Origin of the sequence: Streptomyces sp. RLB3-17 (assembly GCF_007113425.2) — a bacterium.
GTDB lineage: Bacteria > Actinomycetota > Actinomycetes > Streptomycetales > Streptomycetaceae > Streptomyces > Streptomyces mirabilis_D.
Genome location: NZ_CP041610.2, coordinates 6,378,779 through 6,393,204, shown reverse-complemented (window position 1 = coordinate 6,393,204; position 14,426 = coordinate 6,378,779). Strand labels below are relative to the sequence as shown.

The window sequence follows — 14,426 nt, the reverse complement described above, 5'->3', positions numbered from 1 at the left end:
TTGGGCGACCGGAAAACCGCGACCGGAGGAGTGCAGTGGCAGCCAACGACCGGGCAGCAGCTCCCGGAAAGTCCGGTGGGAGCTCCGGTGCCGATGGCCTGATGCGCGCCTCATTGAGCGCCGTGGCACCTGGCACGGCCCTGCGCGACGGGCTCGAGCGGATCCTCCGCGGGAACACCGGCGGGCTCATCGTGCTCGGCTGGGACAAGACCGTCGAGTCGATGTGCACGGGCGGTTTCGTCCTGGACGTCGACTTCACGGCGACCCGGTTGCGCGAGCTGTGCAAGCTCGACGGCGGCATCGTCGTCGACAAGGACATCACCAAGATCCTGCGGGCGGGCGTCCAGCTCGTGCCCGATCCGACGATCCCGACGGAGGAGACCGGCACCCGGCACCGCACGGCGGATCGGGTGAGCAAGCAGGTCGGCTTCCCCGTCGTCTCGGTGTCCCAGTCGATGCGTCTGATCGCGCTGTACGTCGACGGTCAGCGCCGCGTCCTGGAGGACTCCGCCGCGATCCTCTCCCGCGCCAACCAGGCCCTCGCGACCCTGGAGCGCTACAAGCTCCGCCTCGACGAGGTCGCGGGCACGCTCTCCGCGCTGGAGATCGAGGACCTGGTCACCGTCCGGGACGTGTCGGCGGTGGCGCAGCGCTTGGAGATGGTGCGGCGCATCGCCACGGAGATCGCCGAGTACGTGGTGGAGTTGGGCACGGACGGGCGGCTGCTCGCCCTCCAGCTGGACGAGTTGATCGCGGGCGTGGAGCCCGAGCGGGAGCTCGTGGTCCGGGACTACGTGCCGGAGCCGACCGCGAAGCGCTCCCGCACGGTCGACGAGGCCCTCTCCGACCTGAACGCCCTGGCCCACTCCGAGCTGCTCGAACTGCCCACGGTGGCGAGAGCCTTGGGTTACACCGGCTCCCCCGAGGCGCTCGACTCGGCGGTCTCCCCGCGCGGCTTCCGCCTCCTCGCCAAGGTCCCGCGTCTGCCCGGCGCGATCATCGACCGCCTCGTGGAGCACTTCGGCGGTCTGCAGAAGCTCCTCGCCGCGAGCGTGGACGACCTTCAGGCGGTCGACGGAGTGGGCGAGGCGCGGGCGCGCAGCGTCCGTGAGGGGCTGTCGCGACTGGCGGAGTCGTCGATCCTGGAGCGCTACGTCTGACGCACGCCGTGTGACGCGCCATGTCTTACGCGCTACGTCTTACGCGCTACGTCTTACGTGCCGCGTCTTACGGGGCCGGGCGCGTTTGAAGGGCGCGTGCGGGCCGGGCGGGCGTGAGCGCCGGCCTCGGCCCTCGGGGGCTCCCGCCCCCGCGCTCAGTCCTGGGACAGCACGAACGACGTCGTCGCCTTCGCCAGGCCCGGCGCCTTCGCCTCCACCAGGTAGGTGCCCGCGGTCGCCGAACCCGCCGGAGGTGTGGCGCACTGGGCGGCGCTGGCCGTGCGGTCCCAGTCGACCGTGTAGGTCACCTGGTCGCCGGCCGGAACGCGGAAGTAGAGACTGGCCGCGTCCTTGGGGCAGTCGCTCGACGACCAGAAGCTCTTGTCGCCGCCGGCCTGAGTGATCGTCAGGACCGCGCTCTTCGGGCCGAGATCGACCTTGCAGTCACTGGCGGAGGAGTTCTTCGCGATCAGCTCGATCGAGGGCTTGTCTCCGGGGGCGTACGTGTTGTGCACGCTGCGCAGGGTCAACTTGACGGCGCCCGCAGTGCAGTTGGGGAGGGTGGAGCCGGCCGGGACCTGATCCCCGGAGCTGGTGCCACCGCCGGAACCGCCTTCCGAGCCACCACCGCCCGCGCTGCCGGTGCCACCGGACCCGTCCCCACCACCAGTGCCAGTGCCACTGCTGCCGCCACTGCCACTGCCACTGCTGCCACTGCCGTCACCGCTTGCCGTGCCGGCAGTCGCGCCGGGGCTGGACTCGTCGCGGCCGCCCGGGTGTTGGCTGATCGCGGGTCCGGAACCGGAGGGGCCCGGGGTGATCGTCTGCACGGGGTTCTTCCCGTTGGACCCGTCCGCGTTCTTCTTGCCGCCTCCGCCGCCGCTGCTGACCACCCAGGCGATCAGCAGCGCCAACAGCGCTACCACGGACAGCAGAACGACCCTCCGACGCCAGTAGATGGTGGAGGGAAGTGGCCCGACCGGATTGCGCATAGATCCCACGGCGCAAACTGTACGAGAGATCCATGCCGGCGCTCGCCCCACCCGCCGCCCTGAGCGTCAACTTTTCCGGATCATCATTCCGGCACACCGGTCGAGTTGCCCCCACACCGCCCCTTCCCTTCCTCCGGGGGCTGCCGGGCCAGGCCCTCCGGGCGACCGGAGCGCCCCTTCAGGGGCGCGGGGCTGTGACATTGCGCGGCTTCGCCGCGGGGCGCGACCGGCCTCCACCGCCCCGCAGGCGAAGGAGCCCGTGCGGGACCGGGGCGAAAAGCCACTCCTCCGCGCCTCGGGGGAAACCGCGTAGTCCCACCCCCGCATGGCAGGATCGGAACCGCCATGACTGCACCCACCATGCCCACACCCAGCCCCCAGCCCGACGCCCCCGGCAAGACCCTGCACGAACCGGTGATCACCTGGTTCGACGAGCACGCCCGCGACCTCCCCTGGCGCCGACCCGACGCCGGCCCCTGGGGCGTGATGGTCAGTGAGTTCATGTTGCAGCAGACCCCGGTGAGCCGTGTCCTGCCCGTGTACGAGCAATGGGTCGCCCGCTGGCCCCGCCCGGCCGACCTCGCCAAGGAGGCTCCGGGCGAAGCCGTCCGCGCCTGGGGCCGGCTCGGCTACCCCCGCCGTGCGCTCCGGCTGCACGGCGCCGCGGTCGCCATAACGGAACGGCACGGCGGCGACGTACCCACGGAGCACGCCCAACTGCTCGCACTGCCCGGTATCGGGGAGTACACGGCCGCCGCCGTCGCCTCGTTCGCGTACGGGCAGCGGCATGCCGTGCTGGACACGAATGTCCGAAGGGTGTTCGCACGGGCCGTCACCGGCGTGCAGTACCCGCCGAACGCCACCACCGCCGCCGAGCGCAAGCTCGCCCGTGCCCTCCTGCCCGAGAACGAGGGCACCGCCTCCCACTGGGCCGCCGCCTCCATGGAGCTCGGCGCACTGATCTGCACGGCGAAGAACGAGGCCTGCCACCGCTGCCCGATCGCCGCGCAGTGCGCCTGGCGGCTGGCGGGCAAGCCGGCGCACGACGGCCCGCCGCGGCGCGGCCAGACGTACGCGGGCACGGACCGCCAGGTGCGCGGCAAACTCCTCGCCGTACTGAGGGATTCCGTCGAGGGCCCGGTCCCGCAGTCCGTGCTCGATCGCGTGTGGGACGAGCCCGTGCAGCGGGCCCGCGCCCTCGACGGACTCGTCGCCGACGGACTCGTGGAGCCGCTCCCGGGTGGTTTGTATCGGCTGCCCCTGACCTAGTCACCGCCCCCAGGACACCGGTCACACCCGCAAAACCACCCCAACCGGGACTTGTAACCACACCGCCTTACCCACCTCATACATCCGTTACACAACCGACGTACAGCCGAGCGCTCACCGAAGGCTGCCTCGGACAACCCCGTGACAACGCCTCCGTAGCTTCATTTCCGTACCGCACACACAGCAGAACGACAGCGGGACACAGGAAACGGACAACCGGCAGCAGGCGCGAGCCAGGTCGGAAACGGGGATGGAGGCGGTTGATCATGGCGCACGGCGAGGTGCTCGAATTCGAGGAGTACGTCCGCACTCGGCAGGACGCGCTGCTGCGCAGTGCCCGTCGCCTGGTCCCCGACCCCGTCGACGCCCAGGACCTCCTGCAGACCGCGCTCGTACGGACGTACGGCCGCTGGGACGGCATCGCGGACAAGCGGCTCGCGGACGCCTATCTGCGCCGCGTGATGATCAATACGCGGACCGAGTGGTGGCGGGCGCGGAAACTCGAAGAGGTGCCCACCGAGCAGCTCCCGGACGCCTGCGTCGACGACTCGACCGAGCAGCACGCGGACCGGGCGCTCCTTATGGACATCATGAAGGTTCTCGCTCCCAAGCAACGCAGCGTCGTGGTGCTGCGACACTGGGAGCAGATGTCCACGGAGGAGACGGCCGCCGCCCTCGGCATGTCGGCCGGAACGGTCAAGAGCACGCTGCACCGGGCGCTCGCCCGGCTCCGCGAGGAGCTGGAGAGCCGCGACCTGGACGCACGCGCGCTCGAACGTGAGGAGCGGGAGCGTTGCGCGGCCTAGGAACTCGGGCCAGGCAGGTCCTGAAGGCGGGGAGCGCGGTGACGGCCGCGCTCGCCGCCCTCGGGCTTTTCCTGACCGCCTGCGCCACGGGTGGCACGGGCGCCCGCGACGAGGGCCCGGCGAGCAGTGAGGCGGTGGCGAAGGGGGCGGCCCCGAGCCCCGCGCGCTCCGCCTCCCCGTCCAAGACGCCCAAGCGCGTGGACGCGATCAAGCTCGTCAAGGACGACCCGGAGGTCAGCGACTCGGTCAAGAGCGCGCTGACGAAACCGTGCGTCGCCGACGAGTACCCGGTCGACGTGTCGTACGGGGATCTCACCGGAGGAACCACCGACGACGTCGTCGTCAACGTCATGACCTGCGGGGACGCCGTGGGGATCGGATCGTACGTCTACCGCGAGGAAAGCGGTAGGTACGAGAATGTCTTCAAGACCGAGGAGCCGCCGGTCTACGCGGAGATCGACCGGGGAGACCTGGTGATCACCCAGCAGTTGTACAAGAAGGGCGATCCGGTGGAATACCCCTCCAGCGAAGAAGTGATCACCTACGGGTGGACCGCGACCCACTTCACCGAGAGGTCCAGAACGCACAACGACTACAGCAACGCGGTGGGCGGCGTCGACACGCCCGCTCCCGCCAACTGAGCGCAGACGGAGCAGCCGGATGGCAGAGCAGACCCACGTCCTGTTCGTCGAGGACGACGACGTCATCCGCGAGGCCACGCAGCTCGCTCTCGAGCGCGACGGCTTCGCGGTGACGGCCATGCCCGACGGGCTCTCGGGCCTGGAGGCGTTCCGCGCCGACCGTCCCGACATCGCCCTGCTGGACGTGATGGTCCCCGGACTCGACGGTGTCTCGCTGTGCCGCCGCATCCGTGACGAGTCCACCGTCCCCGTGATCATGCTGTCCGCGCGCGCCGACTCGATCGACGTCGTGCTGGGGCTTGAGGCGGGCGCCGACGACTATGTGACCAAGCCCTTCGACGGGGCCGTGCTGGTCGCCCGGATCCGCGCCGTGCTGCGCCGTTTCGGACACGCGAGCGGTCCGAACGGAACCCCCGAAGAGGCCTCGTCCGTCGACGGCGGGATGCTCTCCTTCGGTGACCTGGAGATCGACACCGAGGGCATGGAAGTCCACAGGGGCGGTACGCCGGTGGCTCTGACGCCCACCGAGATGCGGCTGCTGCTGGAGTTCTCCTCCGCGCCGGGCACGGTGCTGAGCCGCGACAAGCTGCTCGAACGCGTGTGGGACTACGGCTGGGGCGGGGACACGCGTGTCGTCGACGTCCACGTGCAGCGGCTGCGGACGAAGATCGGCCAGGACCGGATCGAGACGGTCCGTGGTTTCGGCTACAAGTTGAAGGCCTGAGCAGGGATATGCGGGGGATATTTCGGCGCCGGACTCCGGCGGGCGGCGACGGCCCGACCGGCCGCAACGGACCGGCCGACGGGCACGACGGGGGCGCCGGGCGCGAACCGGTCAACGGGTACGGCCCGGCCGCCGGGTACGGGCCTGCCGACGGGCACGGGCCGGCCGACGGGTACGGCTCGGTGACGGGGAACAATCCGGTGACCGGGAACGGTCGGACCGGCTGGAACGCACCTGCCGACGGCCGGGGCACACCCGTCGGCCGGGGCACACCCGTTCGTCGCGGCACGCCCGTCGGCGGGGGCCCATCCCCGCGCCGCGGCGCGCCTGTGGGCATGCGTATGGCGGCCGCCGCCGGGAACTCCGGGATTCGCACGGGTATCCGGTGGAAGCTCAGCGCGGCGATCGCCATGGTCGGCGCGCTGGTCGCGGTCGCGCTCAGCCTCGTCGTGCACAACGCGGCGCGCGTCTCGATGCTCGACAACTCGCGCGACCTGGCGGACGAGCGCATCAAGGTCGCCGAGCGCATGTACCAGTCCGGGCGGACCCAGGCCTTCGGGGTCAAGATCGACGACCCGGCCATCCCGAAGGACCTGCTGGCGAAGGTCATGCAGGGCAGGCGGGCCACCTTTGTGGCCGACCGTCCGAACGGGGTTCCGGACATCTGGGCGGCCGTACCCCTCAAGGACGGCCGCGTCCTCTCGCTCCACACCGGTTTCACGAACCGCAACACCGACATCATGAAGGACCTCGACCAGGCGCTGATCATCGGCTCGATCGCGGTCGTCTTCGGCGGCAGCGCGCTCGGCGTGCTGATCGGCGGCCAGCTCTCGCGCCGGCTGCGCAAGGCCGCCGCCGCGGCGAACCAGGTCGCCAAGGGTGAGACCGACGTACGGGTACGGGAAGCGATCGGCGGGGTCGTACGGGACGAGACCGACGACCTCGCGCGCGCGGTGGACGCCATGGCGGACGCGCTCCAGCAACGCATCGAGGCCGAGCGCCGGGTGACCGCCGACATCGCCCACGAGCTGCGCACGCCGGTGACCGGCCTGCTGACGGCGGCGGAGCTCCTTCCCCCCGGCCGCCCCACGGAACTCGTCCGCGACCGGGCCCAGGCGATGCGGACCCTCGTCGAGGACGTCCTCGAGGTGGCGCGGCTGGACGGCGCCTCCGAGCGGGCCGAACTCCAGGACATCCTGCTCGGCGAGTTCGTGTCGCGGCGGGTGGCCGCCAAGGACGCCGACGTCGACGTACGCGTGATCCACGAGTCGGAGGTCACGACGGATCCGCGTCGCCTGGAGCGGGTGCTGTTCAATCTGCTGGCCAACGCGGCACGGCACGGCAAGCCGCCGATCGAGGTCTCGGTCGAGGGCCGGGTCATCCGGGTCCGCGACCACGGTCCCGGCTTCCCCGAGGAGCTTCTCGCCGAGGGCCCCAGCCGTTTCCGCACCGGCAGCAGCGACCGCTCGGGCCACGGTCACGGCCTCGGCCTCACCATCGCGGCCGGTCAGGCCCGGGTGCTCGGTGCCCGGCTGACCTTCCGCAACGTCCGGCCCGCGGGAGCTCCGGAGCACGTGCCCGCGGAGGGGGCGGTCGCGGTGCTGTGGCTGCCGGAGCACGCGCCGACGAACACCGGCAGCTATCCGATGCTGCCGACCTGATGCCGGTGAGCGAGTACCGGTTGCTATTGCCGTTGCTGTCGCTATTGCCGTTGCTGTTGCCGTTGCCGTAGTCGTCGTGGGAGCCGTCATCGTCGGCCGGGCCCGGCTCGGCCCGTTCCCCGCCCGCCCACCCGATTCGTTCGGCTGCGGGCCGGCGGGGGCGGGGCGCGCAGTTCCCCGCGCCCCTAAAAACCTCGGCTCGCCCGGCGTTGCGAACACAAGGCCAGACACCGACCCGCATCACTCGGCCCGTCCGGCACTTGAGGACCCTTCAGCCCGTCCAGCGATCGAGGACAAGGCCGGCGGGCGATACCCCACCCACCCCCGGCCCGCATCATTCAGCCCGTCCGGCGTTTGAGGACGAGGCCGTTCAGGCCGATTCGGGGGGCCGGGGGCGGAGCCCCCGGGGATGGGACGGGTAGGGGCGGCGGGGGCGAGGAGGCTCGGGTGGCGCCAGGTGCGTACAGGAGAAGACCCCCGGGGCGGACACTCCGGGGGTCTTCGGATCAAACGGGGTTGGATCGGGTGAGGTCGGGTCGGGCGACGTCGGGTCGGGCGAGTCAGACGGTCTCGGCCACGGCCGGCTTCGGCGCCGAGTCGTTCACCGCGTCCTCGGCCGAACCCTCCGGCGCGGGCGCCCCCGCCCCCCGAAGCGGAACCTCCTTCACGAACACCGCTGCCACCAGCGCCCCCACCGACACCACCGCACCCAGCAGGAACGCGGAGTGCGTTCCGGAGGACACCGCGTACTGGTACGCCTCCCGCGCCGCGGCCGGCAGCTTGGCCAGGCTCGCCGCGTCCAGCTGCGCCGACTGCTCGGTGACCTTGGACCCCAGCGCCCCGGCCCGCTCGGTCATCACGTCCTGGACCCGCTGGTTGAACAGCGCACCCATGATCGCGACGCCGAAGGACGAGCCGAGCGTACGGAAGAGGGTGGTGGACGAGGACGCGACGCCCATGTCCTTCATCTCGACGCTGTTCTGCGCGACCAGCATGGTGATCTGCATCAGGCAGCCCATGCCGAGGCCGAGTACGGCCATGTACAGCCCGGAGGTGAACCGGGTCGTACCGGTGTCCATCTGAGAAAGCAGGAACAGGCCGACCGCCATGAGGACGCCGCCGACGATCGGGAAGGCCTTGTAGCGCCCGGTGCCGGTGGTGACCCGACCGGCGACCATCGAGGTCACCAGCATCGCGCCGAGCATCGGCAGCAGGAGCAGCCCGGAGTTGGTCGCGGACGCGCCCTGCACGGACTGCTGGTACAGCGGCAGGAAGAGCGTGGCGCCGAACATCACGAAGCCGGTGATGAAGCCGATGATCGACATCAGCGTGAAGTTGCGGCTGCGGAAGATGTGCAGCGGCATGATCGGCGCGGCGGCCTTGGTCTGTACGAAGACGAAGCCGACCAGCGCGGCGACACCGATGCCGATGAGCTCCATGATCCTGGCCGAGCCCCAGGCGTACTCGCTGCCGCCCCAGGTGGTGACCAGCACGATGGACGAGATACCGAGGGCCAGCAGTCCGGCGCCGAGGTAGTCGATCTTCGCCTGGACGCGCTTCTTCGGCAGGTGCAGGACGGCACTGATGGCGAGGAGCGCGACGATGCCGAGCGGCAGGTTGATGTAGAAGGACCAGCGCCAGCCCCAGTGGTCGGTGATGGTGCCGCCGATGAGCGGTCCGCCGATCATGGCGAGCGCCATGATGCCGGCCATCATGCCCTGGTACTTGCCGCGCTCCCGCGGCGGAATCAGGTCACCGATGATCGCCATGACGCCGACCATCAGACCACCGGCGCCCAGTCCCTGAACGGCACGGAAGCCGATGAGCTGCCCCATGTCCTGGGCCATACCGCTGAGCGCGGAGCCGACCAGGAAGATCACGATCGAGGTCATGAAGGCGCCCTTGCGCCCGTACATGTCGCCGAGCTTGCCCCAGATGGGGGTGGAGGCGGCGGTCGCGAGCGTGTACGCGGTCACGACCCATGACAGGTGCTGGAGGCCGCCCAGCTCGCCCACGATCGTCGGCATCGCCGTGCCCACGATCATGTTGTCGAGCATGGCCAGCATCATTGTGATCATGAGCGCGAGCAGCACGACGCGTACGCTGCGCGGTTGTTTCTCGGTCTCTATGACCGCTTCCTTGTTGTCCGCCACGGTTCCACTCCCCTGGGTACTTACTTGCCGCCCGGCAAGTTGACTACACTGAGGGAAGTTAGACCGGTAACTAGCCGGGCGTCAAGTAAGTTTTCCTGGATTTGCCAGTCGGACGACGCGTACGTTTCAAGGAGTGCGAGGAGTACAGGGATGGGCGGCGACACCATGGACGGCACCAAGCGACAGCGCCGCGGGGACACCCGCCAGCGCATCCAGGACGTCGCCCTCGAACTCTTCTCCGAGCACGGCTACGAGAAGACCTCGCTGCGCGAGATCGCCGAGCACCTCGACGTCACGAAGGCGGCGCTCTACTACCACTTCAAGACCAAGGAAGACATCCTCATCAGTCTCTTCCAGGACCTGTCCCGGCCCATGGACGAGCTGATCGAGTGGGCGCGGCAGCAGCCTCGCACGCTGGAGACGAAGCAGGAGATCCTGCGCCGCTACAGCAACGCGCTCGCCGACGCGGCCCCGCTCTTCCGCTTCATGCAGGAGAACCAGGCCGCCGTCCGCGAGCTGCGCACGGGCGAGGACTTCAAGGACCGCATGATCCGGATGGTCGGCCTGCTCAAGGAGCCGGACGCCGATCTGACGGACCAGGTGCGCTGCATCAGCGCGCTGTTCTCGATGCACGCCGGGATGTTTTTGCTCAAGGACGTCGAAGGCGACCCCGAGGAGAAGCGCAAGGCTGTCCTGGAGGTCGCGATCGACTTGGTGACGCAGGCGCACGGCGGCGCCGTCGTCACCCCTGAAGCGTCTTAGACGGTCACGCCCTGGGCGCGCAGGAAGACGACCGGGTTGACCGCGGAACCGTAGTTCGGGGTCGTACGGATCTCGAAGTGCAGGTGCGGGCCGGTGGAGTTGCCGGTGCTGCCGGAGAGCGCGATGTGCTGGCCGGTCGCGACGACCTGCCCGATCCGCACGTCTATCCGGGACAGGTGGGCGTACTGCGAGTAGGTCCCGTTGCCGTGCTTGATGACGACGGCGTTGCCGTACGCGGGACCGTCACCGGCGCCGTTGCCGCCGGCCTTGACGACGGTGCCGCCGTGCGCGGCGACGACCTCGGTACCGGTGGGCACGGCGAAGTCCTGCCCGGAGTGGTTGTGCTGCCACAGGTTGCCGGCCTGGTTGAAGCCCGCGGAGAGCGTGTACTTCTTCACCGGGTCGACCCAGGAGGCGGCCGGCTTGGTGGCGGCCGTCTTCACGGCGGCCTGCGGGGCCGCCTCGGTGGCGGCGGCCGCGACCCCGGCGCCCAGTACGGCCGTGGCACCCACGCCGACGGCCAGGACGGCCGCCCTGGAGCGGAGCAGGGACATACGGGAGTGGCGGGACGTGACGCGCTTCGACATGCGGAACCTCGTGGGAACGGAGACGGGGGTCAGGTCCACCCGACGGACAGGTCGTCGCCGAGTGGGCCATCCCTTGGTAACCCGAGTCCTGGCCGTCCCACAAAGTCCTCATCTACGACACCAGGTCGTAGTTCACCCTAAAATTTCCAGCTTCTTGACAGACGCCCCACCCCGTGGCGAATACGCCCGATTTTTCAGAGTAGAGACGTTTAACCCCACATACGGGCGTTGCGTTCCGGCGCAATACGGCCCTCGTCGCACCGCCGACCACGGCACCGCACACCCCATGGGGGTTGTGCACCGTTGTGTCCGTTTTGCCCGCCGCTCGTCACCTACTACCCGCCCTAGTACGGGAAAAATCGCCTGTGCGTCATGTCACCGCGAGGGCGTGTCACAGGGCTGTGCGGGACCCCCGACCCCGACCGCACTCCCCACCCGCGAGAGGCCCTAATGTGAGCTGCGCAGCCGTCACCGTGCCGTCCGGGGGAGCGTCATGGAACCAGCAGCCGTAGGTACCAAACTGGCCTCGAGCGTGGTCGCGCCACTCGTCAGGAAGCTGTTCGTGGCGGACGGGCCGGGCGCAGGGCTGGTCGAGAAGCCACTGCGGATCTCCGGGTTCGTCTCCTTCAGGGGAGAGAAACGGACCCTCGGGGAGAAAGAGCTGACCACGCTGGCCGCCGAGCTGGTCGCACGAGCCCTGCGCACCGGGGAACGCCCGCTGGCCTCCGACGAGGAGCAGGCCGTCGTCCACGCCCTCGCCGACACCCTGCACGCCCTCGGCGACCTCGCCATGACCGACGTACAGGCCGTGGAACTCGGTCACGAGGCGCTCGCCCTGCGGCTGCGCGCCGCGAGCGGCAACCCCGAGCGGGACCTCTCCCTCGACGCGACCCTGTTCTACGAGCGGATCCTGAGCGCGGCCTGCCTGCACATCCTGCACTTCTTCACCCAGCGCTCGGCCTTCGTGGCCCGCACGCTGGTGGAGCAGAGCCGCAGGCAGAGCGAGCTCATCGCCAAGATCGACGAGCTGATCGCGCGGACTCCGCCGCCCGGCGGCACGGATCCCGCCTTCGAACAGCGGTACCTCGCGTACGTCGCGACCAAGCACAGCCGGCTCACCATCTACGGCATCGATCTCGTCAACTCCCCCGAGCGCTGGCCCCTCGACGCCGCCTACCTCAGCCTGCGGGCCGTACGGGCCACCGAGGACGCGGAGGCGACCGGCCCGGGCGGGACACACATCGCGACCGCCGGCAGCACCCTCCCCGCCGAACAGGCCCTCGCCGAACAGGACCTGGTGCTGCTGCGCGGAGTGGCCGGCTCCGGCAAGACCACCCTCGTGCAGTGGCTGGCCGTGACCGCGGCCCGGGGCGAGCGCGGCGACCGGATCCCGTTCGTCCTGCCCCTGCGCACCCTCGTACGCCGCCCCGACGGACTCCCGGAACCCGACGGTTTCCTCGCCGCCGCCCGCGTGCCCTTCCACGCCACCCAGCCGGACGGCTGGAGCGACCGCGTCCTCGGCGCCGGGCGCGGGCTGCTCCTCGTCGACGGCATCGACGAGATCCCCGAACGCGACCGTGAGCGGACCCGCCGCTGGCTGCGCGAACTGCTGGACGTCTATCCCGGCAACCAGTGGCTGGTGACCTCCCGCCCCTCGGCCGTCCGCGAGGACTGGCTCACTCCCGACGGCTTCACCGAGCTCGCCCTCACCCCCATGAGCCGCGACGACGTCACCGCCTTCATCCGCCGCTGGCACACGGCGGCCCGGCTCGACGCCCCGGACACCGACCGTCTCGACGGCTACGAGCACTCCCTCCTCACCGCCGTCGGCACCAAGCCCGACCTCGGCCGACTCGCCACCAACCCGCTGATGTGCGGGCTGATCTGCGCGCTGCACCGCGACCGGCGGGGCTATCTGCCGCACGGCCGGCAGGAGCTGTACGACGCCGCCCTGTCCATGCTGCTGTCGCGCCGTGACGAGGAGCGCGACATGTTCGCGCCCGAACGCACCGGCGGCATCCACCTCACGGAACTCCCGCAGGTCCAGCTCCTCCAGCGCCTGGCCTACTGGCTCATCCGCAACAACCAGTCCGAGATGGACCGCGACCGTGCCGAACGCATCGTCGCCGACGTGCTGCCGTCCCTCCCGTCCGCCGCCGCGCAGGGCGACGCCCCCGCGATCCTGCGCCACCTTCTCGTCCGCAGCGGCCTGCTCCGCGAACCCACCCTCGGCACCGTCGAGTTCGTCCACCGCACCTTCCAGGACTACCTGGGCGCGCGGGCCGCGGTGGAGGACGGGGACTTCGGGCTGCTGGCGCGCAACGCCTTCGACTCCCAGTGGTCGGACGTCATCCGGATGGCGGTCGCCCACGCCCGCCCCCGCGAACGGGCCACCCTCCTGGCCGACTTGACCAAGTCCGCCGAGGAGACGTCCGGAACGGCGGGTACGCGTATACGACTTCTCGCCCTGGCCGCGCTGGAACACGCCACGGAACTCGACCCCCACGTCCGCGCGGCCGTGGAGCGGAACGCCTCCTCGCTCATCCCGCCCCGTACGACCGAGGAGGCCCGCACCCTCGCCGACGCGGGCCCGCTCGTCCTGGAGCTGCTGCCCGGCCCCGAGGGGCTCACCGACGACGAGGCCAGGGCCGTGGTCATCACCGCGTCACTCATCGGCACGGACGCGGCGCTCCCGGTCCTGGCCCGCTTCCGTTCGCATCCGTCGCTGCCCGTACGGGCCCAACTCTCCTGGACCGCCCACCGGTTCGACACCCGGCGTTACACGGCCGACGTCGTCGCCCATCTGCCACCGGACGACCTGTACATCTGCGCGCACACCGCCGACCAGCTGCGCGCCCTGCGCGACCTCGGCGGCCGCCCCATGCTCCAGGTCGTCGGGGACATCGACGCGGACGACATACGCGAGGGCCTGCTGCCGGACCAGCTGTCCAAACTCGTCGTACGCGACAACCGCGTCCTGCGTGATCTGAGCTTCCTGTCGGACCAGGCACGGCTCGTCCATCTGGACGTCAGCGGCGGCAGCCCGTACGTCGACGACCTCACTCCGCTCGCCGGGCTGCCCCTGAAATGGCTTATGCTCGCCGGGTTGCCCGGACTCGAGAATCCGGAAGCGTTGGCACCGCTCTCGGCGTCCCGCACTCTGCGCCTGCTCGACATCGGCTTCCCGTTGCACGGAGACTCCCTCGATGAGGTACTCCCCCGGAATCTGCCGCTGACGTATCTGCGGTTCACCAGGAACGCTCTGCGGCACACCGGATTGCGCGGCCTGAGTCATATGCACTCGCTGAAGCAGCTGAGTCTGGCCACACTCCCCGAAATCCTCACCCCCGAGGACTTCGAAGAGATCACCCGGCTTCCCGCTCTACAAGAACTTCGTGTGAACTGGAATGCCGTCGGGTGGAGCGCGGGTCCGGTACTGCCGAACGTGACGAGACTGCGGCTCAACAAGTTCACAGGAAACGAAGACCTCTCAAATGTCGCGGCCCTCTTTCCCGGCCTGCGCAGGGTCACGTTCCATCTCGCCCCGGACGTGACCGACGTACCGGAACATCTCCTGGCGTTCCTCCCGGGCACCGCGGCCGTCACCATCGAGAAAACGGACAGCGTGGTGTGAAAAAAGGGGCTGCCCCGGGACCGAGGTCCCGGGGCAG

General features: G+C 70.1%; 11 protein-coding genes. 8 read left to right on the top strand and 3 right to left on the bottom strand.

Annotated features, from left to right (window positions below; all coding sequences use genetic code 11):
• Positions 1-35 precede the first annotated feature (35 nt).
• Entirely contained in the window at positions 36-1,160 is a 1,125-nt protein-coding gene (gene disA / locus FNV62_RS29020; protein ID WP_054228678.1) for a DNA integrity scanning diadenylate cyclase DisA, read from the top strand.
• A 155-nt stretch (positions 1,161-1,315) separates the two neighbouring features.
• Here disA and FNV62_RS29015 read toward each other — a convergent pair whose 3' ends face one another.
• Entirely contained in the window at positions 1,316-2,161 is an 846-nt protein-coding gene (locus FNV62_RS29015; protein WP_143602512.1) for a hypothetical protein, read from the bottom strand.
• A 336-nt stretch (positions 2,162-2,497) separates the two neighbouring features.
• Here FNV62_RS29015 and FNV62_RS29010 point away from each other — a divergent pair, with 336 nt between their 5' ends.
• From FNV62_RS29010 to cseC, 5 genes are all read left to right on the top strand, one after another.
• Complete coding sequence (locus tag FNV62_RS29010) at positions 2,498-3,421, top strand: A/G-specific adenine glycosylase (protein ID WP_054228676.1); 924 nt, start codon at positions 2,498-2,500, stop codon at positions 3,419-3,421.
• A gap of 266 nt (positions 3,422-3,687) precedes the next feature.
• Positions 3,688-4,227 carry a SigE family RNA polymerase sigma factor gene (locus FNV62_RS29005; protein WP_060898668.1) on the top strand — a complete coding sequence of 180 codons (540 nt, stop codon included), beginning with the start codon at positions 3,688-3,690 and terminating at the stop codon, positions 4,225-4,227.
• On the top strand, positions 4,215-4,868 hold the full coding sequence (locus tag FNV62_RS29000; RefSeq protein ID WP_373559504.1) for a hypothetical protein: 654 nt from the start codon (positions 4,215-4,217) through the stop codon (positions 4,866-4,868). The genes FNV62_RS29005 and FNV62_RS29000 overlap by 13 nt, the downstream gene beginning before the upstream one ends.
• Before the next feature lie 19 nt (positions 4,869-4,887).
• A complete protein-coding gene (cseB, locus tag FNV62_RS28995; RefSeq protein WP_097285706.1) occupies positions 4,888-5,592 on the top strand; it encodes a two-component system response regulator CseB in 705 nt (234 codons plus the stop codon).
• 335 nt (positions 5,593-5,927) lie between these two features.
• Complete coding sequence (gene cseC / locus FNV62_RS28990; protein WP_144315692.1) at positions 5,928-7,253, top strand: two-component system sensor histidine kinase CseC; 1,326 nt, start codon at positions 5,928-5,930, stop codon at positions 7,251-7,253.
• 560 nt (positions 7,254-7,813) lie between these two features.
• Here the strand turns inward: cseC and FNV62_RS28985 are convergent.
• Positions 7,814-9,406: an MDR family MFS transporter gene (locus FNV62_RS28985; protein WP_054237514.1), complete on the bottom strand. Its 1,593-nt coding sequence runs from the start codon at positions 9,404-9,406 to the stop codon at positions 7,814-7,816.
• Positions 9,407-9,556: 150 nt separating this feature from the next.
• Here FNV62_RS28985 and FNV62_RS28980 point away from each other — a divergent pair, with 150 nt between their 5' ends.
• Entirely contained in the window at positions 9,557-10,168 is a 612-nt protein-coding gene (locus tag FNV62_RS28980; RefSeq protein ID WP_054237513.1) for a TetR/AcrR family transcriptional regulator, read from the top strand.
• Here FNV62_RS28980 and FNV62_RS28975 read toward each other — a convergent pair.
• Positions 10,165-10,755 carry a M23 family metallopeptidase gene (locus FNV62_RS28975; protein ID WP_054237512.1) on the bottom strand — a complete coding sequence of 197 codons (591 nt, stop codon included), beginning with the start codon at positions 10,753-10,755 and terminating at the stop codon, positions 10,165-10,167. The genes FNV62_RS28980 and FNV62_RS28975 overlap by 4 nt on opposite strands.
• Positions 10,756-11,248: 493 nt before the next feature.
• Between FNV62_RS28975 and FNV62_RS28970 the strand changes: the two genes are divergently transcribed.
• On the top strand, positions 11,249-14,389 hold the full coding sequence (locus FNV62_RS28970; protein WP_143627612.1) for an NACHT domain-containing protein: 3,141 nt from the start codon (positions 11,249-11,251) through the stop codon (positions 14,387-14,389).
• Positions 14,390-14,426: the final 37 nt, after the last annotated feature.

What these genes read in the sequence shown, in the direction of transcription:
- FNV62_RS28970 (WP_143627612.1), top strand. Translation starts at nt 11,249, where the DNA reads ATGGAACCAGCAGCCGTAGGTACCAAACTGGCCTCGAGCGTGGTCGCG.
- FNV62_RS29005 (WP_060898668.1), top strand. Translation starts at nt 3,688, where the DNA reads ATGGCGCACGGCGAGGTGCTCGAATTCGAGGAGTACGTCCGCACTCGG.
- cseB (WP_097285706.1), top strand. Translation starts at nt 4,888, where the DNA reads ATGGCAGAGCAGACCCACGTCCTGTTCGTCGAGGACGACGACGTCATC.
- cseC (WP_144315692.1), top strand. Translation starts at nt 5,928, where the DNA reads ATGCGTATGGCGGCCGCCGCCGGGAACTCCGGGATTCGCACGGGTATC.
- FNV62_RS28975 (WP_054237512.1), bottom strand. Translation starts at nt 10,755, where the DNA reads ATGTCGAAGCGCGTCACGTCCCGCCACTCCCGTATGTCCCTGCTCCGC.
- FNV62_RS29010 (WP_054228676.1), top strand. Translation starts at nt 2,498, where the DNA reads ATGACTGCACCCACCATGCCCACACCCAGCCCCCAGCCCGACGCCCCC.
- FNV62_RS28980 (WP_054237513.1), top strand. Translation starts at nt 9,557, where the DNA reads ATGGGCGGCGACACCATGGACGGCACCAAGCGACAGCGCCGCGGGGAC.